General features: G+C 66.2%; 22 protein-coding genes and 1 pseudogene. 13 read left to right on the plus strand and 10 right to left on the minus strand.

Annotated elements, in window-relative coordinates; genetic code table 11:
- The first annotated feature begins 149 nt into the window (after positions 1-149).
- Positions 150-956, plus strand: coding sequence for an alpha/beta fold hydrolase (locus tag KAJ83_RS12600; RefSeq protein ID WP_210682423.1), 807 nt, complete (start codon positions 150-152; stop codon positions 954-956).
- Positions 953-2,578, plus strand: coding sequence for a Mur ligase family protein (locus KAJ83_RS12605; protein WP_210682424.1), 1,626 nt, complete (start codon positions 953-955; stop codon positions 2,576-2,578). The genes KAJ83_RS12600 and KAJ83_RS12605 overlap by 4 nt, the downstream gene beginning before the upstream one ends.
- Before the next feature lie 42 nt (positions 2,579-2,620).
- On the opposite strand, the gene gcvA is transcribed toward KAJ83_RS12605, so the two are convergent.
- Positions 2,621-3,535 (minus strand): transcriptional regulator GcvA, encoded by a 915-nt coding sequence (gcvA, locus tag KAJ83_RS12610; RefSeq protein WP_281413134.1) that lies wholly within the window; start codon positions 3,533-3,535, stop codon positions 2,621-2,623.
- A gap of 137 nt (positions 3,536-3,672) precedes the next feature.
- Here gcvA and KAJ83_RS12615 point away from each other — a divergent pair, with 137 nt between their 5' ends.
- Positions 3,673-3,885, plus strand: a complete 213-nt coding sequence (locus KAJ83_RS12615) for a DUF1127 domain-containing protein (protein WP_210682426.1) — start codon at positions 3,673-3,675, stop codon at positions 3,883-3,885.
- A gap of 187 nt (positions 3,886-4,072) precedes the next feature.
- Here the strand turns inward: KAJ83_RS12615 and KAJ83_RS12620 are convergent, their stop codons facing one another.
- Positions 4,073-5,515, minus strand: coding sequence for an FAD-binding oxidoreductase (locus KAJ83_RS12620; protein WP_210682427.1), 1,443 nt, complete (start codon positions 5,513-5,515; stop codon positions 4,073-4,075).
- A 241-nt stretch (positions 5,516-5,756) separates the two neighbouring features.
- Here KAJ83_RS12620 and KAJ83_RS12625 point away from each other — a divergent pair, with 241 nt between their 5' ends.
- Complete coding sequence (locus KAJ83_RS12625; RefSeq protein ID WP_210682428.1) at positions 5,757-6,440, plus strand: DUF2062 domain-containing protein; 684 nt, start codon at positions 5,757-5,759, stop codon at positions 6,438-6,440.
- On the opposite strand, the gene KAJ83_RS12630 is transcribed toward KAJ83_RS12625, so the two are convergent.
- Positions 6,353-7,678, minus strand: coding sequence for an MFS transporter (locus KAJ83_RS12630; RefSeq protein WP_210682429.1), 1,326 nt, complete (start codon positions 7,676-7,678; stop codon positions 6,353-6,355). The two genes, KAJ83_RS12625 and KAJ83_RS12630, sit on opposite strands and share 88 nt — an antisense overlap.
- Before the next feature lie 225 nt (positions 7,679-7,903).
- On the opposite strand from KAJ83_RS12630, the gene KAJ83_RS12635 reads away from it, so the two are divergent.
- The gene (locus tag KAJ83_RS12635; protein WP_210682430.1) at positions 7,904-8,425 is read left to right on the plus strand and encodes a PAS domain-containing protein; all 522 of its coding nucleotides are present in this window, start codon (positions 7,904-7,906) and stop codon (positions 8,423-8,425) included.
- A gap of 103 nt (positions 8,426-8,528) precedes the next feature.
- Positions 8,529-9,170: a LysE family translocator gene (locus KAJ83_RS12640; RefSeq protein WP_210682431.1), complete on the plus strand. Its 642-nt coding sequence runs from the start codon at positions 8,529-8,531 to the stop codon at positions 9,168-9,170.
- 21 nt (positions 9,171-9,191) lie between these two features.
- On the opposite strand, the gene KAJ83_RS12645 is transcribed toward KAJ83_RS12640, so the two are convergent.
- Positions 9,192-9,611 carry a SufE family protein gene (locus KAJ83_RS12645; RefSeq protein WP_210682432.1) on the minus strand — a complete coding sequence of 140 codons (420 nt, stop codon included), beginning with the start codon at positions 9,609-9,611 and terminating at the stop codon, positions 9,192-9,194.
- A gap of 133 nt (positions 9,612-9,744) precedes the next feature.
- On the opposite strand from KAJ83_RS12645, the pseudogene KAJ83_RS12650 reads away from it, so the two are divergent.
- Positions 9,745-9,855, plus strand: a pseudogene (locus KAJ83_RS12650) (IS481 family transposase); the annotation flags it as partial.
- Positions 9,856-9,910: 55 nt separating this feature from the next.
- Entirely contained in the window at positions 9,911-11,443 is a 1,533-nt protein-coding gene (locus tag KAJ83_RS12655) for an SNIPE associated domain-containing protein (RefSeq protein ID WP_210682433.1), read from the plus strand.
- Between the two features lie 83 nt (positions 11,444-11,526).
- On the opposite strand, the gene KAJ83_RS12660 is transcribed toward KAJ83_RS12655, so the two are convergent.
- Together KAJ83_RS12660 and KAJ83_RS12665 are read right to left on the minus strand one after the other, a co-directional pair.
- Positions 11,527-12,192 carry a dimethylsulfonioproprionate lyase family protein gene (locus KAJ83_RS12660; RefSeq protein WP_210682434.1) on the minus strand — a complete coding sequence of 222 codons (666 nt, stop codon included), beginning with the start codon at positions 12,190-12,192 and terminating at the stop codon, positions 11,527-11,529.
- Complete coding sequence (locus KAJ83_RS12665) at positions 12,189-13,055, minus strand: phytanoyl-CoA dioxygenase family protein (RefSeq protein ID WP_210682435.1); 867 nt, start codon at positions 13,053-13,055, stop codon at positions 12,189-12,191. Before KAJ83_RS12665 ends, KAJ83_RS12660 begins: the two co-directional genes overlap by 4 nt.
- Positions 13,056-13,234: 179 nt before the next feature.
- On the opposite strand from KAJ83_RS12665, the gene KAJ83_RS12670 reads away from it, so the two are divergent.
- On the plus strand, positions 13,235-14,383 hold the full coding sequence (locus KAJ83_RS12670; protein ID WP_210682436.1) for a 2-aminoethylphosphonate--pyruvate transaminase: 1,149 nt from the start codon (positions 13,235-13,237) through the stop codon (positions 14,381-14,383).
- 35 nt (positions 14,384-14,418) lie between these two features.
- Positions 14,419-15,240 carry a phosphonoacetaldehyde hydrolase gene (phnX, locus tag KAJ83_RS12675; protein ID WP_210682437.1) on the plus strand — a complete coding sequence of 274 codons (822 nt, stop codon included), beginning with the start codon at positions 14,419-14,421 and terminating at the stop codon, positions 15,238-15,240.
- A 54-nt stretch (positions 15,241-15,294) separates the two neighbouring features.
- On the opposite strand, the gene KAJ83_RS12680 is transcribed toward phnX, so the two are convergent.
- From KAJ83_RS12680 to KAJ83_RS12690, 3 genes are read right to left on the minus strand one after another with little or no spacing between them, the layout of a single operon-like run.
- The gene (locus KAJ83_RS12680; protein WP_210682438.1) at positions 15,295-16,047 is read right to left on the minus strand and encodes a glycerophosphodiester phosphodiesterase family protein; all 753 of its coding nucleotides are present in this window, start codon (positions 16,045-16,047) and stop codon (positions 15,295-15,297) included.
- Positions 16,044-17,654, minus strand: coding sequence for an alkaline phosphatase family protein (locus KAJ83_RS12685; RefSeq protein WP_210682439.1), 1,611 nt, complete (start codon positions 17,652-17,654; stop codon positions 16,044-16,046). Before KAJ83_RS12685 ends, KAJ83_RS12680 begins: the two co-directional genes overlap by 4 nt.
- Positions 17,655-17,703: 49 nt before the next feature.
- Positions 17,704-18,735 (minus strand): calcium/sodium antiporter, encoded by a 1,032-nt coding sequence (locus tag KAJ83_RS12690; protein ID WP_281413135.1) that lies wholly within the window; start codon positions 18,733-18,735, stop codon positions 17,704-17,706.
- 198 nt (positions 18,736-18,933) lie between these two features.
- Here KAJ83_RS12690 and KAJ83_RS12695 point away from each other — a divergent pair, with 198 nt between their 5' ends.
- The 3 genes from KAJ83_RS12695 to KAJ83_RS12705 all read left to right on the plus strand — a co-directional run bounded on the left by KAJ83_RS12695 (position 18,934) and on the right by KAJ83_RS12705 (position 20,978).
- Entirely contained in the window at positions 18,934-19,815 is an 882-nt protein-coding gene (locus KAJ83_RS12695) for an AraC family transcriptional regulator (protein WP_210682441.1), read from the plus strand.
- Between the two features lie 109 nt (positions 19,816-19,924).
- A complete protein-coding gene (locus tag KAJ83_RS12700) occupies positions 19,925-20,662 on the plus strand; it encodes an AzlC family ABC transporter permease (RefSeq protein ID WP_210682442.1) in 738 nt (245 codons plus the stop codon).
- Positions 20,652-20,978 carry an AzlD family protein gene (locus KAJ83_RS12705; protein WP_210682443.1) on the plus strand — a complete coding sequence of 109 codons (327 nt, stop codon included), beginning with the start codon at positions 20,652-20,654 and terminating at the stop codon, positions 20,976-20,978. The genes KAJ83_RS12700 and KAJ83_RS12705 overlap by 11 nt, the downstream gene beginning before the upstream one ends.
- A gap of 83 nt (positions 20,979-21,061) precedes the next feature.
- Here KAJ83_RS12705 and KAJ83_RS12710 read toward each other — a convergent pair whose 3' ends face one another.
- A complete protein-coding gene (locus KAJ83_RS12710; RefSeq protein ID WP_210682444.1) occupies positions 21,062-21,691 on the minus strand; it encodes a PAS domain-containing protein in 630 nt (209 codons plus the stop codon).
- Positions 21,692-21,903: the final 212 nt, after the last annotated feature.

A 21,903-nucleotide genomic window follows, 5' to 3' on the forward strand; every position in this document is an offset into this window, starting at 1 on the left:
CCGACGAATCATGGACGATTCGGCGGCAGGTCCAAGGCAAATCTGGGCGTCCCGCCTCTGCTTTCCGCCCTTCCGGTGCGGTGGAGGGGCTTTGTTCCTCCCTGGAATCCCTGTAGGAGAGGCGAAGACAATCCACCGAAAGGTCCCGCATGACCGCCAACGGCCAGGACAGCATGGACCCGATCGAGGCGAACGGCGCGCGCTTCGCCGTCCGCGCGCTCGGCCTCGCGGCCGGTGAAGCCCCGTTGCAGCTCATCTGGGCGCATGGCTGGGGCGTCGATCACCGGCTGATGGCGCCGCTGGCGGAGACGACGGCGCGCCGGGCCGCCAATTGGCTGATCGATCTGCCCGGGTTCGGCGCGGCGCCAAAACCACCGGACGACTGGGGCACCGCCGACTATGCCGACCAGATGGCCGAATGGTTCACCACCCTGCCCCGGGCGGCGGGGGCGAAACGGGTCTTCATCGGGCATTCCTTCGGCGGGCGCGTCGCGGTGCAACTGGCCGCCCGCCATCCGGACGCGGTCGATGCGATCGTGCTGATCGCCGGGGCGGGCCTGCAACGCAAGCGCGGGCCGGTCGACCATCTGCGCCGCAAGGTCCGTCAACGGCAATATAGGATGCTGCGCGCGCTTGCCCGGGACGACGCGGCGCGCGAGGCGCTGGCCCAGCGCTTCGGCAGCCCCGATTACCGCAATGCCGGCGCCATGCGGCCGATCTTCGTGCGCGTCGTGCGCGAGGATTTGAGCGATCAGGCCCGCCGTGTCACCTGTCCCGCCCTCCTGGTCTATGGAAGCGAGGATCAGGAGACCCCGGCGGAATTCGGCGCACGCTATGCCGGGCTGATGCATGATGCGCGGTTCGTCGAACTGCCGGGCCTGGATCACTATACCGTGCTGGGCGACGGGCGGCATCAGGTACTGCACAGGCTGAAGGACTTCCTGGACGGATTATGACCGAGTGGCTCGCCTATCTCCCCCCGATTGCCCTGCTGGCGGGCTTCGCCCTCTTCGCCCGGCGGCGTTTGCTGACCTATCTGCATGTCTTCCAGCAGGAGGAATATGACGGCCCGCGCTTCATCAAATGGATCGCGCGCAATGGGGCCGTCGACCGTCGCATGACGTTGGCGTTGGCGGCGCTCGGCTTCGCCACGCCGCTGCTCCATGGGATCGGCGGGATAAACGGCAGTTGGATCGCGGCCGGTTTCGCGCTGCTCTTCTTCCTCGGCCTCGCCGCGATCGAGAACGACCCGCGCAAGGCCGCGAAGAAGAAGCTGGCGATGACCCGGCGCGCGCGGCGCATCCTCTATCTGGCCGCCGCCGTGCTGGCCGTGCCGGCGATCGCGATCGCGGCGATCCCGCTGCCGGTCTGGTCCTGGCTGGTGGCGGTGCAGTCGATTCCGATCGCCCTGGTGCTCGGCAATCTTCTGCTCATGCCCTATGAGGCACGGGTGCAGAAACGCTTCTGGACCGAGGCGCACGATAAGCTGACGCGCCTCGCCCCGACCGTCATCGGCATCACCGGCTCCTATGGCAAGACGTCGGTGAAGCATATCCTGGGGCATATGCTGGAGACCGTGGCCCCCACCCTGATCACGCCCGGCAGCGTGAACACGCCGATGGGCATCGCCCGTGTCGTGCGCGAGAGCCTGGGCGCGCACCATCGCTATTTCATCGCGGAGATGGGGGCCTATGGTCCCGGGTCCATCGCGCGGCTATGCCGTCTAGCTCCGCCGGACTTCGCCATCATCACGGCGATCGGCCATGCGCATTACGAACGGTTCAAGACGCTGGAGACCGTGGCCGAGGCGAAGTTCGAACTGGCCGAGGCCGCCATCGCCCGCGACGGCCACGTCGTGGTGCCGACATCCTTGGCGGAGATCGGCCCCGCCGCCGCCCGGATGGCGGAGCGGCCGGATCGCTTCATCCGCTGCGGCGCGGCGGAGGGCTGCGACCTGCGCATCCTGGAGAGCCGCCAGACGCCCGAGGGCATCCTGGTGCGCGTTGTCTGGGACGGCGTGGAGCACGAATTGCGCGCACCGCTGTTCGGCAGCCATCATGCGACGAATCTCGCGCTCGCCTTCGCGGCGGTCTGCGCGCTGGGCGTCCGGCCGGAAGACGCGAAGCTGGGCCTCAAGCGCCTGCCTCAGATCGCCCACAGGCTGGAGGTCAAGCCGCGGCCCGACGGCAGCGTCACGCTGGACGATGCCTATAATTCCAACCCCGTCGGCTTCAAGGCGGCGGTGGAGACCGTCGGCCTGCTCAAGGGGAAGCACGGCGGACGCGGCATCCTGGTAACGCCTGGCATGGTGGAACTGGGCGAGGCGCACCGCGCCGAGCACGCCAAGGCGGGCGAGGCCGCCGCCGCCACGATCGACGTGCTTCTCGCCGTCGTGCCGGAACGGATCGAGCCGCTGATCGAGAGCTATCGCGGCGCCCGGGGGGAGACGGCGGAAGTCATCCGCTGCGCCAGCTTCGCCGAGGCCGATACCTGGCTGCGAGAGAACCGCCGATCCGGCGACATCGTGCTGCTGGAAAACGACCTGCCCGATCTTTATGAGCGGAAGCTGTCTCTATAGCCTGAATTCTGATGATTGGTAGAAGGGCCGAACGGCGCGCCCCTACATCCGCGCGACGGCGTCGAACAGCCATTCACGGAAGCGCGCGACCTTGCGCTGCGTCAATCCGTCAGCGGTGGTGACGAACCAGTAACGCGCGCCCGCCGGCAGCGTCATGTCGAAGGGCCGAACCAACGTGCCCGCGCACAGTGCGTCATGCACCAGGACGGAACGGCCCAGCATCACCCCGCGTTCCGCGATCGCCGCCTGCACCAGGAAGGTGCTATTGGTGAAACCGGGGCCGCGTGAGGCATCGAACCCCTTGATATCATGCGCATTCAACCAAGCGGGCCACCGGCGTAACCAGGACTGCCAGCTATAGGTCGCGCGCGCACCGGCGCTGGCATCGTGCAGCAGGGGCACATTCGCCAGATCCTCCAAGCGCGTCAGACGTTTCGCCATGGCGGGAGCGCATACGGGAAAGACCGTCTCCTCCATCAGGGGTTCCGCGTGAATACCGGGATAAGGGCCGGGGCCATAGCGCACGCCTGCGTCAATTCCATCCCGCCCCAGATCGACGATCTTGTCGGATGTCGAGAGACGCACATCGATATCCGGCACCGCGGCCTCGAAATCGACCAGACGCGGCACCAACCATAGGGCCCCGAAGGAGCCGAGGCAGGTCACGGATAATGTCCGGTCATCGGTACCGGCCGCCGCCGTGCGGCTTGCGTCCGCGATCAGGTCCAGCGCCTCGCTCAATGCCGGCAGGTAGCGCCGGCCGGCGGCGGTCAAGCTCAACCCACGCGCATGACGGGTGAAGAGCGCGCAGCCCAGGATATCCTCCAGCATCTTGACCTGCTGGCTGACGGCCGAGGGGGTGACCGCGAGTTCATCGGCGGCCTGCGCGAAACTCTCATGCCGGGCGGCGGCCTCGAAAGCACGGACCGCGTTCAAGGGAGGCAGGGATCGACGCATGATTAGGCCAAGTTTTGCTTATTCTAAAGCTCAGATATTCCCGTTTGTGACTTATACGGTCAAGCCATAGATTTCTCACCAGCAAGGAAATTCAAGCGCCGGACAGGCTGGCGCACCTGACGGATGGAGAAGAATCGATGAGCACACAATCCTTTATGAGCAAGCCTGCCTATTCCTTCGGCGGAACCGTGACGAACGGGATGGGTCCACTTTCTCTGCTCGCGCTCTGGCAGCGCCGGCGCGAGGAACGCGAGGCGCTGCGGGACCTTCCCGATTTCCTGATCGCGGATCTCGGCCTGACGCATGAGCAGGTGCGGGCCGAGGTTGAAAAGCCCTTCTGGCGGGCCTAGGCGGTTCAGCCGGCCCGGTTCCGCCGCCCCGTGCCGGCATCGACACGCAATCGCGCGGACGGCGCGTCGATACCGGTTCATGGCGGAACCCGGCCACCCCCGAAGCCCCGACCGGCCTTTCCCCGCCGGAAGCGGACGGCCGGTGACGCACACCCGTCACCGGCCGTTCCCATGCCGGGAACCGCTTTTAAAGGCTGACGATCTTACCCGGGTTCAGGATGTTGCCCGGGTCCATCGCCTGTTTCAGCGTGCGCATGACGGCGACGGCGTCGCCATGTTCATGGGTCAGGAAATTCTTCTTCCCCATGCCGATACCGTGCTCGCCCGTGCAGGTGCCGCCATAGGCGATGGCGCGGTGATTCATACGCTCCACCAAATCCTTGGCGCGCTTCTGCTCCGCCGTGTCGCACGGATCGAACAACAGGACGAGGTGATAATTGCCGTCGCCGACATGGCCGACGATCGGGGCGACAAGCCCCGTCTCCTCGATATCGCGCTTGGTATCCAGGATACAGTCCGCCAGCTTCGAGATCGGCACGCAGATATCCGTCGCCATCCCTTTCTTGCCCGGCGACAAAGCCATGGCCGCGTAATAGGCGTCGTGGCGAGCCTGCCAAAGCCGATTGCGATCCTCTGTTCGCGTGGACCAGGAAAAACCCCCGCCCCCCAGGTCGTCGGAAATCGCGCGCACCTGTTCCGCCTGCTCGTGCACGGATGCCTCGCTGCCATGAAACTCGAAGAAAAGGGTCGGCTTGGCCTCGTACCCCTCCAGTTTCGAGTAGTCGACGCAGGCCCCCATCTGAACGTCGTCCAGCAGTTCGATCCGTGCGACGGGGATACCCGATTGAATCGTCAAGATGACGGTATTTACCGCGCTTTCCAGATCGGGATACTGGCATACCGCGCTCGATATCGCTTCGGGAATGCCGTAAAGCTTGAGTTGAATCTCGGTAATGATACCGAGCGTCCCTTCCGACCCGACGAAAAGACGCGTCAAGTCGTAGCCAGCCGCCGACTTCTTCGCCCGGCCGCCGGTTCGGATCACCCTACCGTCGGCCAACACCACGGTCAGGCCCATGACATTCTCGCGCATCGTACCATAGCGTACGGCGTTGGTGCCGCTGGCACGCGTAGCGGTCATACCGCCGATGGAGGCGTCGGCCCCCGGGTCGATCGGGAAGAAAAGCCCCGTATCGCGCAGATGTTCGTTAAGCGCCTTGCGCGTAAGTCCGGCCTGGACGCGGCAGTCCAGATCCTCCCTATTGACCTCCAGCACATCCTTCATCGCGCTAAGGTCGATGGAGATTCCCCCTTCCACGGCGGCGACATGCCCTTCCAGCGAGGTCCCGGTGCCGAAGGGGATGACCGGCACGCCGTGTTCGGCGCACACGCGTACGGTCTCGGCCACCTCTTCGGTCGTCTCGGCGAAAATAACGAGGTCGGGCGCGATCGTGGGATACCACCCCTCGCCCCGCCCGTGCTGCTCGCGCACCGCCTCGGCGGTGGAGGCGCGCTCCCCGAAGCGCTGGCGAAGGATGGCGATCGCGCGCTCCAGCTTATCGGCCTCGACCCGGCCCGATCGGCCCTCGGTCTGGGAACTGTCTCGAATGGTGCTCGCATCCGCGGTCATGATAATGGAACCTCCCGGAAATCGCGCGATGGAACGGGCGGAATTGCGCGATTTGTCTTTCCCGCCTGCTGCCCTTACACCATATCACCCGTAATGTCCCGGACCCAAGCGGGTCGCGGGGATGACTGGACCCGTCCCGTTCGATATGGCCATGCGACGCGTTCATTCAATCTTCAGAACCATGCGGTAGGACGCCCCCGTTCCTATCGCGCCCAACCCTACGAACGCACGCACGAGACACATGGCACGACCCGAGGAGAAGAAGGCGACATTCGGCGGAGTGAGCCGGCTGATGCGCTATCGGCTGATGATTCCGATCCACCGCAACCGGCAGGACCCCCGGCCGGCCGCGCGCGGCGTTGCGATCGGTCTGTTCTTCGCGCTGATGCCGACGGTCGGCGTGCAACTGGCGCTCCTCGGCCTGTTCTGGGCGGCGATGCGATGGTTGAGGCCACAATGGCGGTTCAACTTGATCGTCGCGGCCGCATGGATCTGGGTCACCAATATCCTGACGATCCCCTTCGTCTATTACGTCTTCCTGGTGACGGGACGCCTCATGCTGGGCGAGCCCGATCCGTTCGGCGGGTTCGAGCATTTCGTCGCGCATATGCACGGGCTGCTCAGCAGCGACGCCAGCTTCTTCGAATCGCTCTTCGTCTACACCATCGGTATCTTCGAGGCATGGGGCTTGCCATTGTTCGTCGGCTGCATCCCCTGGGCGATCGGCGGGGCATGGCTCGGCTATGTCTGGTGCCTGAAGCTGCTGCGGCGCCTGCATGCCCGCCAGCGCCGCAAGATGGAGGCACGCTTCGCCGCCGAGATCGAGCGGCGCAAGGCTCAGGGCGCGTCCGGGGGCGACGCGTCATCCGGGGAAGCGGGCGCGACGGTATCGTCATCATCGCCACGATCCTCCTCCGCCGGCTGATCGAGATCGGCCTCGCTGCGCGGGTCGAGCACGAAGACCTGAGGGGTCGTGCGCTCCGTCGCGACGAAGTCCGCCTGCTCCTCCGCCGGCACCGGCGCCCGCCGGGTCATGCGGTAGAGCGCGTAGAGCACCAGCAGACCATGCGCCGCCGCGGTGAAGATGAACAGACTCGCCGGCCCGAAACGCGGCAGCAACGCCCCTGCCGCCACCGGCCCCGCCACCGCGCCGACCGCATAGGCGACAAGAAGCGCGGCACCGGCCTCCACGAAATCGCCGGCCGACAGATGGTCGTTCATATGCGCGACGCAAAGCGAATAGATCGGCATCGAAAGACCGCCGAAGAACCCGACCGCGGCGAACAACATCCAATCCGTCGCCCCCAGGATCAGAACCGCCGCGAGCACGAGCCCGCTCACCCCCGCCAGCGCGGACGCGACGGTCAGAACGAGCCGGCGGTCGAAGAAGTCCGACAGCCGCCCCACCGGCAATTGCAGGACCGCCCCGCCGACGATGGCGCTGGCCATGAAGGTGGCGACGCCGGTGCTGTCGAGACCGGCATCCACCGCGACCTTCCCCGCCAGCCCCCAGAAGGTACCGAGCGTGACGCCCACCACGACGCAACCGACCATGGCGAGTGGCGACGCCTTGAAGAAATGCAGGATGCGCACCCGGCTGGCCGCCACGGGCCCGGGCTGCACCCCCTTGGTCAAGCCGACCGGCACGAGGCTGAGCGCGATCAGGATCGTGACCACCGAGAACAGTTCGAACCCTGCCGGATCGGCGAGCGGCAGCAAATACTGTCCGCCCGTCATCGCGGCCAGATCGACAATGCGATAGACGGACAGCACGCGCCCGCGATTCTCATTGGTCGAAAGCTCGTTGACCCAACTTTCGATGACGACGTAAAGGCCCGCGAACCCCAGCCCGGCGACCGCGCGGAAGACGATCCAGCTCCACGGATCGACGCTCAACGCATGCGCGGTCGCGGCCGAGGCGACGACCGCCGCCATGACCGCGAAGGATCGGATGTGGCCGACACGGCGGACCAGCGGCACGGCGGCGAGGCACCCGATCCCGAAGCTCGCGAAATAGGCGGCCGCGATCAGGCCGAGTTCGACCGCGCTGAACCCTTCGATCGCGGCGCGCACCGCGATCAGCGTCGGTAGCAACCCGTTGCCGAGCGACAGGATCGCGAGCGAGACGAACAACGCGCCGAAACCGACCAGGACCGAAATCATGCGCGACCTCTCATCCACCGCCTCCCGGCCAACCCGCCATATCATCGGTTCCGACGAGAGTAACGACCACGCCATTCGACCGCAAATATCGTCCCCTGCCACCGGACCGTCCCAAGTTGCGGCGGTGACCCAAAGGTGCAAATCTACGATGGCATATCATGATACCCGGATCGCCCATTCGGCGGGTGGTATCGGGGCGCGTGGCGGAATTAGCGGTGGTGAAGCGTGATACCCTACCGGAAAATAGAGAGTTGGGAGTACTTCCACCTTCCCCTGGAGGTGGAAACCACCCCCTTTCCCGTCTTCGACCGCATATTGTCGCTCTGGGCCGGGAAAAGAGGGGGACGGCCGATGCCCGCCTGGTCGGATTTCGACATCGCGGATTTCGTCGGCTGGCATCGCCATATCATCCTCCATGAAGTGACGGGCCCTCCTTTCGACCTTTATTGCCGGCTGTTCGGCACCTTCCCCACCGAGGCTTACGGCGTGAACCTGACCGGGCGAACCGTGCGGAACGCCGCCCCGAGGATCGAGACCGCGAACGACCTCGCCCATTTGGAGAAACTGGCGACGGAACAGCGGATCGGCTGCTGTTCCGGAACCCGTTACTGGTCGGGTAAGGAATTCATCACCATGGCGTTCCTGGAACTGCCGCTTTCCGACGATGGCCAAGCCGTGACGCATTTCCTGATTTTGACGGTCGACCTGCCGCCCGCCGCCCGCGCGGCGCACGCGACCGTACGATAACGGACCACCGCTTGACCGCCTCCCCTCGGCGGTTCCGGGTGGTCCGCGACTCGGCCCCATCATCCTGTCCCCTGAATGCTCTTCCAGCCCCGAGGAAGCGGTCATGCCCGACATCCATACCCTCATGCTTTTCGCGGGCGCGAGCCTCGTTCTCTACATCTCGCCCGGCCCGGACATGCTCCATGTGGCGAACCGCGCGATGGCGGACGGCATTCGGGGCGGCATGCTCGCCGCGCTAGGGGTTTCCGCCGGGCTTGTCGTGCATATGCTGGCCGCCGCCTTCGGACTCGCCGCCGTGCTGGTGATCTGGCCGATCGCCTTCACGCTGGTGAAATGGCTGGGCGCGGCCTATCTGCTCTATCTGGGAGTCACGGCCCTGATGGGTCGGGGGTCGGCCGCCCGCCCTACCGGCGGGATGGCGCGGGCCGGATCCTGGCGGCTCTTCCGGCAAGGGTTCCTGGTCAATCTGCTGAATCCGAAGATCGCGCTTTTCTTCATGGCCTTCCTGCCACAATTCGCCTCCCAGGCGCCGGGTGCGAACGGCGTCGACCAGACTCTGCAAATCCTTATCCTGGGCGCGCTTTTCAACACGGGCAGCCTGGTCTGGCTCGGCATCCAGACCGTGACCTTCGCGCGCATCGGGCGGTGGCTATCGGCGCGGCCGCGCATCCTGCTCTGGCAAAGGAGGGTCAGCGGGGTGCTGCTGATCGCGCTCGCCGGACGACTGGCGGTGGCGGAACGATAGGCCACCTTCGACCATGGGCGCTCAGGCGTGATCGGCGGCGATCGCCTTGATTCGCTCGACCATGGCGACGAAGCCGTTGCGACGGTTCGGCGATAGATGATTCGAGAGCCCGAGCCGTCCCAGCGTATCGACCGCGTCCGTCTCCAGGATCTCGGCCGGGCGGCGATCATTATAGAGTTCCAGCAGCACCGCGATCAGCCCCTTCACGATGAAGGCGTCGCTATCGGCGCGGAAATGCAGCCGGGTCTCGCCGTCGCGCTCGACCGGCTCATGTACCAGCCAAACCTGGCTCATGCAGCCTCGGACCTTCGTGTCCTCGGTCTTCTCCGCCTCCGGCATGGACTCCAGTTTCTTGCCGAGATCGATGACATAGGCGTAGCGATCCTCCCAATCATCCAGAAGGGAGAAATTCTCGACCAACTCATCCACCGTCATCGTCATGGCGTTCCCGCTTCGACCTCGCGCGCTCATTCTCTCGTCGGCTCGGATATAGGCTGCATGGCCGGATGGCGAAAGCCCCGCGGGCGTACCCTGACTCCAGCCACGCCAAACGAGCGCCCAAAGCGTGACCCCCCCAAACTGGAGCCACAGTTACAATTGGCACCAACCACGCAGTAGCCTGAACTCACCCCCCATCAGCCGACTCGCACTATCCGAGGACAACCTGTTGAGGCTTCACAGCTAGAGCGAAGGACGTTGCTCGAAGCTTGATGCCAGTTGGACGATCTCCGAGCCACCGCATGTACAAGGTAGACGCTGAAGGTGAATTCAAACTACCCTTAATAGTCGCACTTTGGGTGGAGGGTGGAATGTTTGATTATTCGGTTTGGCTTTCTTGGTTACAGACATCCCCTGCTGGCGGAGACGTTGGATACTGGGTTTCAGCTGCCCTCGCGGTTGCGATCATTGCCTCTTCGGTTTCCATCGCGCTCAGCATCAAACGTAGTCGCGCTCTAATCTCGCTTCGCCTCTCGCTCAACACCCTGGGACAGGCACATGACGCCACCCAAAGCGAGGTTCGTAGGCTTGAAGAACTCTATGCAGATCCGATTTCCCGAGAGCGGGAAGTGCAACGCCTTAAAGAAGAGGCCAACGCGGAGCACGATAGGGCCGAAGATATGGCCGCACGTCTTAAGACGCTCCAGAAGGACTATTCCGACAAAAAGGCGATCTATAATGCCGTGAAGGCTGAAGCGGCCATCTATGATGAAACAATCGAGTTGGCGCAGATTGGGTTCTACCAACCACATTTCCGCTTCGATGATAGCGAGCGCTACAAGACAGCCATCCGCTATGCGAAAGATGAGCAGAAGGCTCTCGTCAAGCAAAAGCGGGCGATCATCATTCCAAGCAATTGGACGGTGAACGGCTCTCGACAGGAAGGTAAGAAACTCGAGAACCGTACCGTTCGACTCACGCTTAGGGCGTTTAACAACGAGTGCGACGCCGCAGTTGCCAATGTGACGTGGCGAAATGCCGAAGCAATGGCGAAGCGTATCAACCGCGCCTTTGAACAGATCAACAAGGAGAACGAACCTCTCGGCGCATCCATAAGCAAAGTATATCTGGAACTGAAGCTCGACGAACTCTCACTGACAATCGAGCGAGAGGAAAAGCGCAAGCGTGAGCGTGAGGAGACTGCAGAACTTCGGCGCCAGGAGCGAGAGGAGAAGAAGCTTCAGGAAGAAGCGCGGCGCGCAGAGAAAGAGGAGAAAGAAGCTGAAGAGCGCCTCACCAAAGCGCGCGCACAGGCGGAGAAGGCGGTTGGCGAAGAGTTAGACGCCCTAAACCTGCAGATCGAGGAACTTCGCCAGCAACTGGAGCAAGCCCATTCTCTAACCGAACGCGCAAAATCGATGGCCGAGCAAACCCGTCTTGGCCACGTCTATGTGATCTCCAATCAGGGCTCGTTCGGCGGCGGCGTGTTCAAGATCGGCTTGACGCGTCGACTTGATCCGCATGATCGCATCAAAGAACTGGGAGACGCTTCCGTCCCATTCAGCTTCGACACCCATGCACTCATTTTCTCTGAGGACGCACCCGCGCTTGAGTCCGCCTTGCATAATCGGTTCGAGGATAAGCGCGTAAATGCTGCGAACATGCGCAAAGAGTTCTTTCGAGTGACGCTCGATGAGGTTGAGCAGGCCGTTTCGGAAGTAGCTCCCGCCGCCGACTTCTATCGCGACGCGGAAGCCCAAGAATATCATGAAACGTTGATGCTCCAGCAAAGGGCTGAGGAAATAGCCGAGGCGGAGTTCCCTGAGAGCATCTAGGAAGACCATACCATCAAAGATCTACTATCCCGTCAGCACCTCATCCATTAACGTTTGCAGGGCATCCCGTTTCCCTTCACAGGTCAGAGCGTCCGATAGGCCTCCAGCCCCGGCGAGGCGCCGGGGCCCCACCAGGCATAGAGAGCCAGCATCGGCTTCGGTCGGGTTTCGGTCGCATGCGGCTCGCATGGCGCATGCAGGCGCAGGCTTCCCGCCTTGTCGGGCGTGCCGCTCCATGTCCCGCCACGCGCCCACCAGGCCTCCCCCGCCAGGGTCAGGTAAAGCTCGTCGGCCGCATGCAGATGGGAAGGATAATGGGTGCGCGGCGCCTGGAGATGCAGGCCGAGGCGGAACCGGTCGCTCGGCACCGGGGCGCGGGGGCCGACGATCTCCGCCCAGGCGACACGGCCCGCGACCTCCCAGCCGGTTTCCGACGCGTCCGGGCGCATCCAGTCGAGTTGTCCGCGCAGGCTCGCCACCGCGCCGACGAGATCCGCCGTCGCGGGCGCGCTCAACGCCAACGCCGAATCGAGGAAGGCCGTCGCCGGCGCGCGGCTTCGCGCGGACCGGCGCGGGCGCGCGGCGGTCACGCCATCGATCTCGTCCGCGATCCGTGCTCCTTCCCGTTTGGCGCGGGCGCGCAGATGCGCCGCCACGAGATCGAGGAAGGGAGCGAACGGGTCCTCCCGGTCGGGCCGGGCCAATCGGCGTGCCCCCGGGTCGGGGCCGAGGGGACGCGGCGCGCTCACGCTTCCGCCGGCTCCGCCCGTTCGGCGCCGGCCTCCGGCGGCCAGACACGGGGCAGCATCGGGCAGTCGAGCGGGGCGTCCGTCCGCTGTCCCCGTTCCATCAGGAATTCCGCCGTCTCCGCCGTCCAAGGGCCGCGCGGATGAAACCGGACATCCTGATCGCCATAGCGCAGGGAAAGCCGCCGGATCGTCTTATCCAGCGGCCGGCGCCCCGCGCTCGCCCCATGAACCGTGCGCAGATCGAAGACCAGGCAATCGCCCGGCGCCATCGCCCAGGACAGCCGCCGATCGTCGAAGGACGGGTCGGAGAAATCCGGCATCGCGGCGTACTCCTCCGCCACCCCGTCGAACGGTTGGTCCAGCTTGAAGTTCTTCGGTTGAAACAGGGGATAGTCGCGGTGCGAGCCGGCGATGAAGCTCAACCCCTCCTCCGGGGACGCCTGTTCCAACGGAATCCAGACCGCGCACATGCCGCCGCCGGTGAAATCGAAATAAGGTTCGTCATGATGCCAGGGCGCGCCGTTGACCGCCCCGGCCTCGCGCAGGAACCAGTTGTCCATCAGAAGATAGGCGCGCTCCGCCCCCAGCAGGCCGGCGGCGATCGCCGGAACCGGCCCCTCCCGGGCGACCGTCGCGATCGGCGGATTGTCCGGCCACATCCAATAGCTGAAGAGATAGCGGGCGGGCGACCCCTCCGGCGTCTGGTCGCGGAAGAACCGGCCGGGCGCGGCACGATCCGCCTCGATCCCCTCGGCGATCAGGTCGAGCCAACGGCGTCCGATCACGCCGTGCAGGCACACGACACCGTCGCGGCGGTAGGCCGCGCGGGTCGCCTCGTCGATGGTAGCTGCCGTTCCGGTCATGACTGGACGGTACGCGCCTTCCCCGCCGCTTGGCAAAGGCTTTGACGCAATGGAACGGGCCCGCGGATACGCATAGATGAAACCTATCCCCGATATGCTTCCTATCGATTGGACGCGATGTCCGCCGAACGCTATCTGACGGCTACCGAGGATATCGGCGCGAGCGAAAGGCGAAGACGATGACGGATCGAGAAGCAGACGGGCGCGGCGCGAGCGAGACCGGCGATCCCCTGCTGTTGACTCCGGGGCCGCTGACCACATCGGCCAGCGTCAAGCGGGCGATGCTGCATGACTGGGGGTCCCGCGACAGGACCTTTCTCGAAATGAACGAACGGGTCCTGGCCCGCATCGCCGGGATGGCGAACGCCACCGCCACCCATGCCTGCGTGCCGATGCAGGGCAGCGGCACCTTCGCGGTGGAGGCCATGATCGGCACCATGGTGCCGCGCGACGGCAAACTTCTGGTGCTGGTCAACGGCGCCTACGGAACGCGGGCCGCCCGCATCTGCGCGCGCATCGGCCGCGCCGTCGCCACGCTGGAAACGCCGGAGGACACGCCCCCCGACCTCGCCGCGCTGGAGCGGCGCCTGGCGGAGGATCAGGCGATCACCCATGTCCTCGCCGTGCAGTGCGAGACGACGAGCGGCATCCTGAACCCAGTGGAGGAGATCGCCACCCTCGTCGCCGACGCCGGCCGCGCGCTGCTGATCGATGCGATGAGTGCCTTCGGCGCCCTGCCGCTCGACGCCGGGGAGGTGCCGTTCCAGGCGCTCGCCGCCTCCAGCAACAAATGCCTGGAGGGGGTGCCGGGCCTCGGCTTCGTGCTGTGCGAACGCGGGGCCCTCGCCGCGGCGGCGGGCAACGCGCCCTCGCTCGCCCTCGATCTCGCCGACCAACAGGCGGTGTTGGAGAAGACGGGCCAATATCGCTTCACCCCGCCGATCCACGTCATCGCGGCCCTGGACCAGGCGATCGCGGAGCACGCGGCGGAGGGTGGCGTCACCGGGCGCGGCGCCCGTTATGCGGAGAACTGCCAAGTGCTGGTGGACGGCATGCGGACGCGCGGGTTCGAGACGCTGTTGCCCGACGAATTGCAGGCGCCGATCATCGTCACCTTCCGGATGCCGGCCGACCCGGCCTTCGACTTCACGCGCTTCTATGACGGACTCGCCGCGCGCGGTTATCTGATCTATCCGGGCAAGCTGACGGTCGCGGAGAGCTTCCGCATCGGCTGCATCGGCCGGCTCGCCCGCGCGGACATGGAAGGCGCGCTCGCCGCCGTCGATGCCGTCTTGGCGGAAATGGGCGTGACGAGCGTCGCCGCCTGACGGATTTGCAAGAATATGGAGAGGATTTCAGCCCCATGACCTACCGCTATACCCGCCGCCACATCGGACCGGTCGAGGCCGTTCTGTTCGACAATGCCGGCACGATCGTCGATTTCGGCTCGACCGCGCCGGTGATGGCCTTCGTCGAGCTTTTCAAGCGCAGGCAGGTTCAGGTCTCGGTCGAGGAGGCGCGCGGCCCGATGGGCGCGGCCAAGCGCGATCACATCGCCCAGATGTGCGCCATGCCGGGCGTCGCCGCGCGCTGGGAGGCCGCCCACGGCAAGGCCCCGACGGAAGCCGATATCGACGCGATGTACGAAGAGTTCCTGCCGCTTCAGGTCGAATGCCTGCAAAGCCACGCGACGGTCATTCCCGGCGCGGTCGAGTGCTTCGCGCGCTTGCGCGAGGCGGGGAAGAAGATCGGCACCACCACCGGCTACCCGCGCGAGGTAATGCGGGCGTTGACCGGAAAGCTCGCCGATCAGGGGATCGTGCCCGACAGCCTCGTCTGCGCCAGCGATGTCGCGCAAGGCCGGCCGAAGCCGGATATGTGCCTGCAAAGCGCGCTCAATCTCGGCGTCGCGGATGTCGGGGCCTGCGTCAATGTCGACGACAGCGCGCCGGGCATCGAGGCCGGGCTGGCCGCCGGCATGTGGACCATCGGGCTGGCCTGTTCCGGTAACGAGGTCGGGCTGTCCTTCGAGGAATGGAGCGCCCTTTCGCCCGAGGGACAGGCCCCGCTGCGCGCCAAGGCGGGCGAGAAGCTGGCCCGTGCCGGCGCGCATTTCGTGGTCGACACGGTCGCCGATGTCGCGGACGTGATCGCGGAGATCGAGGCACGGATGCGGATGGGCTAACGCCCCGTTCCCGCCTCTCTTTCCGCTCCGGCAGAGGGAGGCGGGACCCGCGCCTCAATCCAACGGGATCGCATCGTCCGAGAAGACGCTCTCCACCCCCATGGCGAGGAGCCGCCGCGCATCGGCCGGATCGTTGACCGTATAGCAGCGGATCGCCGCGCCGGTGGCGACGACCGCCGCCGCCCGGTCCGCCGTCAGGCGCACCGCATCGCAATGCAGCGCCTGGGCGCCGACGGCATCCATATGGGCGCGCCAATCCACGCCGATCGCATCGAAAAGCGGGGCATAGTCATGTCCCGGATGGACCGCATGCGCGGCGCGCAGGGCATCCGGCGAGAAGCTGGAGACGACCGGCGGCGCCAGGCGCGCGGGCCAGTGATCGCGCAGCAGGCGGGCGACGGCCTCCCCGGTCTCGACCTCATGGCCCTCGGCCGGCTTGATCTCCACATTGGCGCCGAGGTCGAGGCGGTCGAGCGCCGCCAGCGCCTCCACGAGGGTCGGGACGGCCTCCCCCGCGAAGGCGGCGGAAAACCACCGCCCGGCATCAAGCCGCTTCAACGCGTCCAATCCCGTCTCCGCGACCCGCCCTTCCGTGCCGGTCGTGCGGCGCAGCGTCTCGTCATGGATCACCACGGGCGTCCCGTCGCCGCAAAGCATCACATCGAATTCCACCCACCGGACACCCAGGCGGGCGGCTTCCTCGAAGGCGGCGATGGTGTTCTCCGGCGCCCGCGCGCTCGCCCCGCGATGGGCGATCAGGCGGGGGACATCGGTACGCGGATGGTAACGGGACACGGGCTCGCTCACAGCGCGCCCTCGAAGCGTTCATCCTCGTATGCCGTCGCTCCGCGATCGATATGGTAATGGGTCAAGGTCTGTTCGTCGCTCGCCATCCGCCAGGACAGCAGTTTCGCGCGCATCTCCGCCAGGACCTCGCGATAGGCCGGGTCGTCCGCCCGGTTCACCAATTGATGCCGGTCCGCCTCCAGATCGTAGAGCAGCGGCGGCAGGGCCTGGAAATGCACGTATTTGAAGCGCCCGTCATTGATCATGGCGAGCCCGCAATCCTGGCTGCGCAGGCCGAGGGCACGCTCGGCCCCACGCCCGACCGGATCGCCGAAATCATATTCCACATGCGCGGCATCGCGCCAACGCGCCGGCGTCCTTCCTTCCAGCCAGGCAAGGAGCGGGACCCCATCCATGCCGCGCGGCACCGGCGCGCCCAGGAGGCTCAGCACCGTGGGCGCCACATCGACCGATTCGGTGAAGGCCTCCACCCGTCGGCCGCGCCCGGCGGCCGCCTCCGGGCGGGGGTCGCGCACGATCAGCGGCACGCGATAGCTCTCGTCGAAGAAGCCGGTCTTGGAGAGCATCCAGTGATCGCCCAACTGCTCCCCATGATCGGAGGTAAGGACGATCAGCGTCTCGTCATAGGCATCGTTTTCATGCAGCCAATCGAGGATTCGGGCGAAGCAGTCCTCCACCTCGTTGATCATGCCGTAATAGGTCGCGCGAAGTTGGGCCAGTTCCTCGTCCGCCATCTCCGCGGGCGCGACCGACCGGCCGACGAAAGCGCCGACACCGGCATTGGTGCCGCCGGCCCGGCCGTTGATCTTGAAATCCAGGAAGGGATGGACCGACGCCTCCGCCCACGCGCTTTCCGCGCGGACCGGCGCGGGCGTCTTCTCCGGCGCGTAGCGCGCGTGATAGGGCGCCGGCGCGATGAAGGGCGGATGCGGGCTGATATAGCTGACATGGGCGAACCACGGGGCGCCACCCCGCGCCTCCAGGTAACGCAGCACCTCGTTGGTCAGGAAGGCGCCGTTGCTGTCGGCGGCCTTGTAGCGCGCGGGTGCCGCGCAATAGGCGCGACCCGCCGCCTCCGCCTCGGCCAGCGCTTCCGCCGTCGGACGGAAGATATCCCAGGGTTTCTCCGGAACGGGGAAGCCCTTCGCCTTCAAATCCGCGAACCATGTCCCGAAATCGTCGTCCAACCGGCAGACCCGGGTCATCCCGGGCAGCACGCCCTCATAGCTGTCGAAGATCGGATCGGCGCCGTCGCGCCCGCGAGGGTCGGGCGAGATATCGGTATAGCCGAACAGCGCCGGATCATAGCCGAGGCGCCGCGTCTCCAACGCCAGATTGGTGAAGCGCGCGTCAAGCGGCGTGCCGTTGCGCAAGGAACGGTGCCGGTGAAGATAGGTCCCGGTGAAGAGCGATGCGCGCGCCGGGCCGCAAGGACAGGTCACCGACCAATGATTGGCGAAATGCGTCGCATCGGCCGCGAAGGCGTCCAGCACGGGCGTGCGCAGCAAGGGATGGTCCATCGCGGACAGGCAATCCCACCGCCACTGGTCGAAGGTAACCAGCAGGATGTTGCGGATGGCGGACGGGCGGTTGGGATCGATGGTCATGATGGCGCGGAGAGTAGCAGCGCCCCATTGCGCTTTCGAGACGGATATTTCAAATCGCGGGCACGAACCGCACGGCCATGCTGCCGATATAGGCCACATAGGCCAGAAGCAGCACCGCGCCGCCGAACCGGCCGATGGTGCAGGCCCGGATCAGCAACACCATGACCAGGAGCGACGCCGCCAGCATGACCCATAGATCGATCGCCTGAATATCCGGCGAAATCACCAGCGGTTGGACGATCGCGGTTATGCCCAGGATAGACAGCACATTGAAGACGCAGGAGCCCATGACGTTCGCGATCGCGACGTCGGTATGGTGGCGCAGCGCGGCCACCACCGTCGCCGCCAATTCCGGGAGCGAGGTGCCGAGCGCCACCAGCGTCAAGCCGACGATACTCTGCGGCACGCCGAATCGATAGGCGATACCGGTCGCGCCATCGACCAACAGATGCGCGCCGAACAGCAACCCCGCCAACCCGACGATATTGAGCGCCAGGATCACCCAGATGTTCTGGGGAACCTCGCCGACTTCCTCCAGTTCCTTCACATGGATATCGTCGGGGTCGGTGCCGGCCTCCGCGGCGGCTTCGGCCGCGGCCCTGTCCGCCGCCGCCTTGTCGGCGGCGGCCTTCTTCTGGGTCCGCCGGTCGCAGCGATAGGACCAGAACAGGATACCGACCAGCATCGCCACCATGATGGCGCCCTGCCAGCGCACGATCTCGCCCGTCATGCCGAGCGCGACGAGAATGATGGCCGTGCCGATCATCATGCCCGCGTCGCGCTTGGCCGCGCCCGCCTCGCAGGTCAGCGGGGAGATCACCGCGCCCACGCCCAGGATGAGCAAGAGGTTCGAGATGTTGGAGCCGACGACATTGCCGATGGCGAGCGCCGATTGCCCCTGCAACGCGGCATCCAGCGTCACCACCAGTTCCGGCGCGGAGGTCCCGAACCCCACGACCGTCAACCCGATCATCGCGGGCGACACACCGAGCTTTTGAGCCAACCCGATCGCACCGCGCAAAGCCCCCTCGCCGGCGATGAACAACATCGCCAAGCCAACGGCCACGAATATGAAATCCATAAGAATCGCGGACCCCGCCTTGGTTCGCTTACGCGTGTTTCCCCCCACGCAAAGCCCCTGAGATATGCGGGTGGCCGGCGAAATTGCAAGCCCGCCTCCCCTGGTAAAGTCACCGAGGGCTGTCAGGCTCGGCGCGCGCGGGAACGGGGTCGCACTAATCTACAAGAGCCGGGGAAACATTCCTGCTAGGGTAACGCCATGAGGTCGCCAGCGAACCGCGCCATCGCGCAATATGAGGCCATAGACGCCGGGGCCCTCGGCGCCGACGACTCGACGTTATTCTGGCGCGACCCACGCTGGCACGACCTGGAGTGCCTTGCGGCCCGTTTCGTTCGCCATGTCTACGCCCCGCATGTCCACGACACCTATGCCCTCGGCGTCATCCTGGCGGGCGCGGAGCATTATCGCTATCGCGGGGTGGAGCATGTCGCGGGGGCCGGGGATCTCGTGATCCTCGACCCGCACGAGCTGCATGACGGCCGTCCCGCGGAGGGCGGCTATCGCTATCGCATGATGTATCCCGCCCCGAGCCTGATGGCGGAGATCGCGGGCGAGATCGCGGACGGACCGGCGCGCGCCCCGCATTTCCCCGAGGCCAAACTGACCGATCCGGAGGTCGGGCACGCCGTGGCGCGTCTCCACGCCCTGCTCGGCCAAGCGCCGGAGAAATTGCAGGCCGACGGGGCGTTCCTGGAAACCATGGCGCTGCTGATCGGGCGCCACGGCCGGGATGCGCCGGTGGATCGTCCCGCCGGACGGGAGGACAAAGCGGTCGCGCGCGTGTGCGAGGCGATCGAGGATACCCTGGACGAGGATTGGTCGATGGAGGCGCTGGCCACCCTGGTCGGCTTCAGCCGCTATCGCTTGATCCGCTGTTTCCGCCGGGCGCTCGGCGTGACGCCGCATGCCTATCGCACCTCGCGCCGGGTGATCCGCGCGAAGCGGAGCTTGGCGGCCGGGGCCACGCCAGCGATCGCCGCGCTGGAGGCCGGCTTCTACGATCAGGCGCATCTGACCCGCGTCTTCAAGAGCGTCGTCGGCGTCACGCCCGCCACCTTCCGGCGCGGCTGTCTCACCTGACACCGACCGCCCCGGCCCGCACAGGCCGGGGCGCACAAATCTGCAAGCCCGCGCGCGTGAACGGCGCTATGCGTCCTCCCGACTCCGATGGAATTACCGGGAAGGATCGATGCGCGACACGCCCTCTTCCCCCGCGGCCGCCTCCTTCGCGAGCGAGGCGCGGCGGGGCCTGATCGATATCCTGCCGCTGCTGCTGGGCGCGGTTCCCTTCGCCATGCTGTGCGGCGCGCTCGCCGCGCAGAAGGGCCTGAGCCCGGCGGAGCTAGGGCTGATGAGCGCGGCCGTCTATGCCGGCGGCGCGCAGTTCATCGCGATCGAGATGTGGGCGAGCCCGACGCCCGTGCTGGCGGTCGTCGCGACGACGCTTCTCGTCAATGCCCGCCATGTGCTGATGGGCGCGGCGATCGCCCCACATCTTCGCCATCTGCCGGGGCCCGTCCGGGCGCTCTACATCACCATCCTGACGGATGAGAGCTGGGCCGTCGGCATGCGCCGGGCGACGCGGGGGGTGGGTCTCAGCCCCGGTTACGTGTTGGGAATGATCGTCCCCTTCTATCTGCAATGGCCGGCGGCGGGCGTGATCGGGTGCCTGTTCGGCGGCCTGGTGCGGGATCCGGCGCGAATCGGCGCGGATTTCGTCTTCACCGCCGTGTTCCTGTGCCTCGTGGTGGGGCTTTGGCGCGGCCGGCATTCCACCGCCCCGGTATTGGCCGCCGCCGCGAGCGCGACGCTCGTGCATCTGGCGGTGCCGGGGGTCTGGTATATCTTCGCCGGCGCGCTCGCGGGGACGCTGGCGGGGGCGCTCACCGCCCCGCGCACGGCGGGGGAGACGCGCGATGACGGCTGAGGGTTTCTGGAGTCTCGATCCGATGAATCTCGCGGCCATCCTGGGCATGGCGCTGGTAACGCTGGCCACGCGCTGGGCGGGCTATGTCGCGGTCGCGCGTCTCAACCCGACCGGCCGCTTCAAGGCGGCCCTGGAAAGCGTGCCGCCCGCCGTCCTGACCAGTCTGGTGGCGCCGATGACGCTCGCCACCGGCCCGGCGGAGAGCATCGCGGCCGCGATCACCGTGCTGGCGGCATGGCGTCTGCCGACGCTGGCGGCGGTGATCCTGGGTGTCGGATCGGTCGTCCTGCTTCGAGCCGTCATGCCGATGGCGTGATGCCTCGGCGGAATGGACCCGGGAACAGGGCGTTGGCAGGGGGCCGGAGGAAGGAGCCGATCGGATAGAGCCCCGCTTGGGGATCAATCCACGCGGCCGCCATATGGCGCGGGCGCGTCGGCGCGCCATTGCGCCGCATCCGTCAGACGGGGATCGGTCGGACGAATCGCGACCAACACCCGGTCGACACGCTGGCCGTTGGCGGTAAGCGGCAGCATCAATCGGTCATACCCGTAGCGCGCGATGACCCCGAAGAGCTTTCGCCGCTTATAGAGCGGCTCCGCCTTCATGGCGCAACGCTCATAGGCAGCCAACACCTCGCGCCTGATTCGCGCACTGAAATGACCATCGACATAGCTTCCCGACGGGTCCGCGCCGTAGAGGCGCACCAAGTCCGCCCCCACCCAGAGATACCGGGCGCGGAACGGAGCCTCGACCTCCACCATGGCGAGCGCGGCACGGCACGGCGCCATCATTTCAGCCGATAGGGCGGACTGGAACGGCGCCGCGTGTCCATGGCGGAGGGAAAGCCAATCACGATACAGCGCCCGAAAATCCTCAGGCACGATACGACCCGGCACGATCGGCGGCCGCCCATCCCATATTCGCCGTGTCGCGTTTGGCCGCGAGACACGCGTCTCGGCGGGGGTAACGGGTGGATATACGGTATCGACCGTCGGCTCCCGCCCCCGGTCATCGGCGGAATCGCTCATGACCTCACTATATCATGGCGGGAAACGACGCCACAAATGCGAGCATTTTAGACAACAGGCCGCGCTTTTCCCGGAGGGTCGGTGCAGGGTACGGCCCATCCTTACCGCCGCCGGACCGCCGCTGGATTGACGCACGATCCCGCAACCGCTCAAATCGGCCTGCGTCCCGGGCCGGTAAGCCCGCCCTTTTCTTCCGCCCCGCCCGCGTCGGT

It is taken from the genome of Marivibrio halodurans (genome assembly GCF_017963645.1).
Classification (GTDB): Bacteria; Pseudomonadota; Alphaproteobacteria; order UBA8366; family Aestuariispiraceae; genus Marivibrio; species Marivibrio halodurans.

What these genes read in the sequence shown, in the direction of transcription:
- KAJ83_RS12600 (WP_210682423.1), top strand. Translation starts at nt 150, where the DNA reads ATGACCGCCAACGGCCAGGACAGCATGGACCCGATCGAGGCGAACGGC.
- KAJ83_RS12605 (WP_210682424.1), top strand. Translation starts at nt 953, where the DNA reads ATGACCGAGTGGCTCGCCTATCTCCCCCCGATTGCCCTGCTGGCGGGC.
- gcvA (WP_281413134.1), bottom strand. Translation starts at nt 3,535, where the DNA reads ATGCGTCGATCCCTGCCTCCCTTGAACGCGGTCCGTGCTTTCGAGGCC.
- KAJ83_RS12615 (WP_210682426.1), top strand. Translation starts at nt 3,673, where the DNA reads ATGAGCACACAATCCTTTATGAGCAAGCCTGCCTATTCCTTCGGCGGA.
- KAJ83_RS12620 (WP_210682427.1), bottom strand. Translation starts at nt 5,515, where the DNA reads ATGACCGCGGATGCGAGCACCATTCGAGACAGTTCCCAGACCGAGGGC.
- KAJ83_RS12625 (WP_210682428.1), top strand. Translation starts at nt 5,757, where the DNA reads ATGGCACGACCCGAGGAGAAGAAGGCGACATTCGGCGGAGTGAGCCGG.
- KAJ83_RS12630 (WP_210682429.1), bottom strand. Translation starts at nt 7,678, where the DNA reads ATGATTTCGGTCCTGGTCGGTTTCGGCGCGTTGTTCGTCTCGCTCGCG.
- KAJ83_RS12640 (WP_210682431.1), top strand. Translation starts at nt 8,529, where the DNA reads ATGCCCGACATCCATACCCTCATGCTTTTCGCGGGCGCGAGCCTCGTT.
- KAJ83_RS12645 (WP_210682432.1), bottom strand. Translation starts at nt 9,611, where the DNA reads ATGACGATGACGGTGGATGAGTTGGTCGAGAATTTCTCCCTTCTGGAT.
- KAJ83_RS12655 (WP_210682433.1), top strand. Translation starts at nt 9,911, where the DNA reads ATGTACAAGGTAGACGCTGAAGGTGAATTCAAACTACCCTTAATAGTC.
- KAJ83_RS12665 (WP_210682435.1), bottom strand. Translation starts at nt 13,055, where the DNA reads ATGACCGGAACGGCAGCTACCATCGACGAGGCGACCCGCGCGGCCTAC.
- KAJ83_RS12670 (WP_210682436.1), top strand. Translation starts at nt 13,235, where the DNA reads ATGACGGATCGAGAAGCAGACGGGCGCGGCGCGAGCGAGACCGGCGAT.
- phnX (WP_210682437.1), top strand. Translation starts at nt 14,419, where the DNA reads ATGACCTACCGCTATACCCGCCGCCACATCGGACCGGTCGAGGCCGTT.
- KAJ83_RS12685 (WP_210682439.1), bottom strand. Translation starts at nt 17,654, where the DNA reads ATGACCATCGATCCCAACCGCCCGTCCGCCATCCGCAACATCCTGCTG.
- KAJ83_RS12690 (WP_281413135.1), bottom strand. Translation starts at nt 18,735, where the DNA reads ATGGATTTCATATTCGTGGCCGTTGGCTTGGCGATGTTGTTCATCGCC.
- KAJ83_RS12695 (WP_210682441.1), top strand. Translation starts at nt 18,934, where the DNA reads ATGAGGTCGCCAGCGAACCGCGCCATCGCGCAATATGAGGCCATAGAC.
- KAJ83_RS12700 (WP_210682442.1), top strand. Translation starts at nt 19,925, where the DNA reads ATGCGCGACACGCCCTCTTCCCCCGCGGCCGCCTCCTTCGCGAGCGAG.
- KAJ83_RS12705 (WP_210682443.1), top strand. Translation starts at nt 20,652, where the DNA reads ATGACGGCTGAGGGTTTCTGGAGTCTCGATCCGATGAATCTCGCGGCC.
- KAJ83_RS12710 (WP_210682444.1), bottom strand. Translation starts at nt 21,691, where the DNA reads ATGAGCGATTCCGCCGATGACCGGGGGCGGGAGCCGACGGTCGATACC.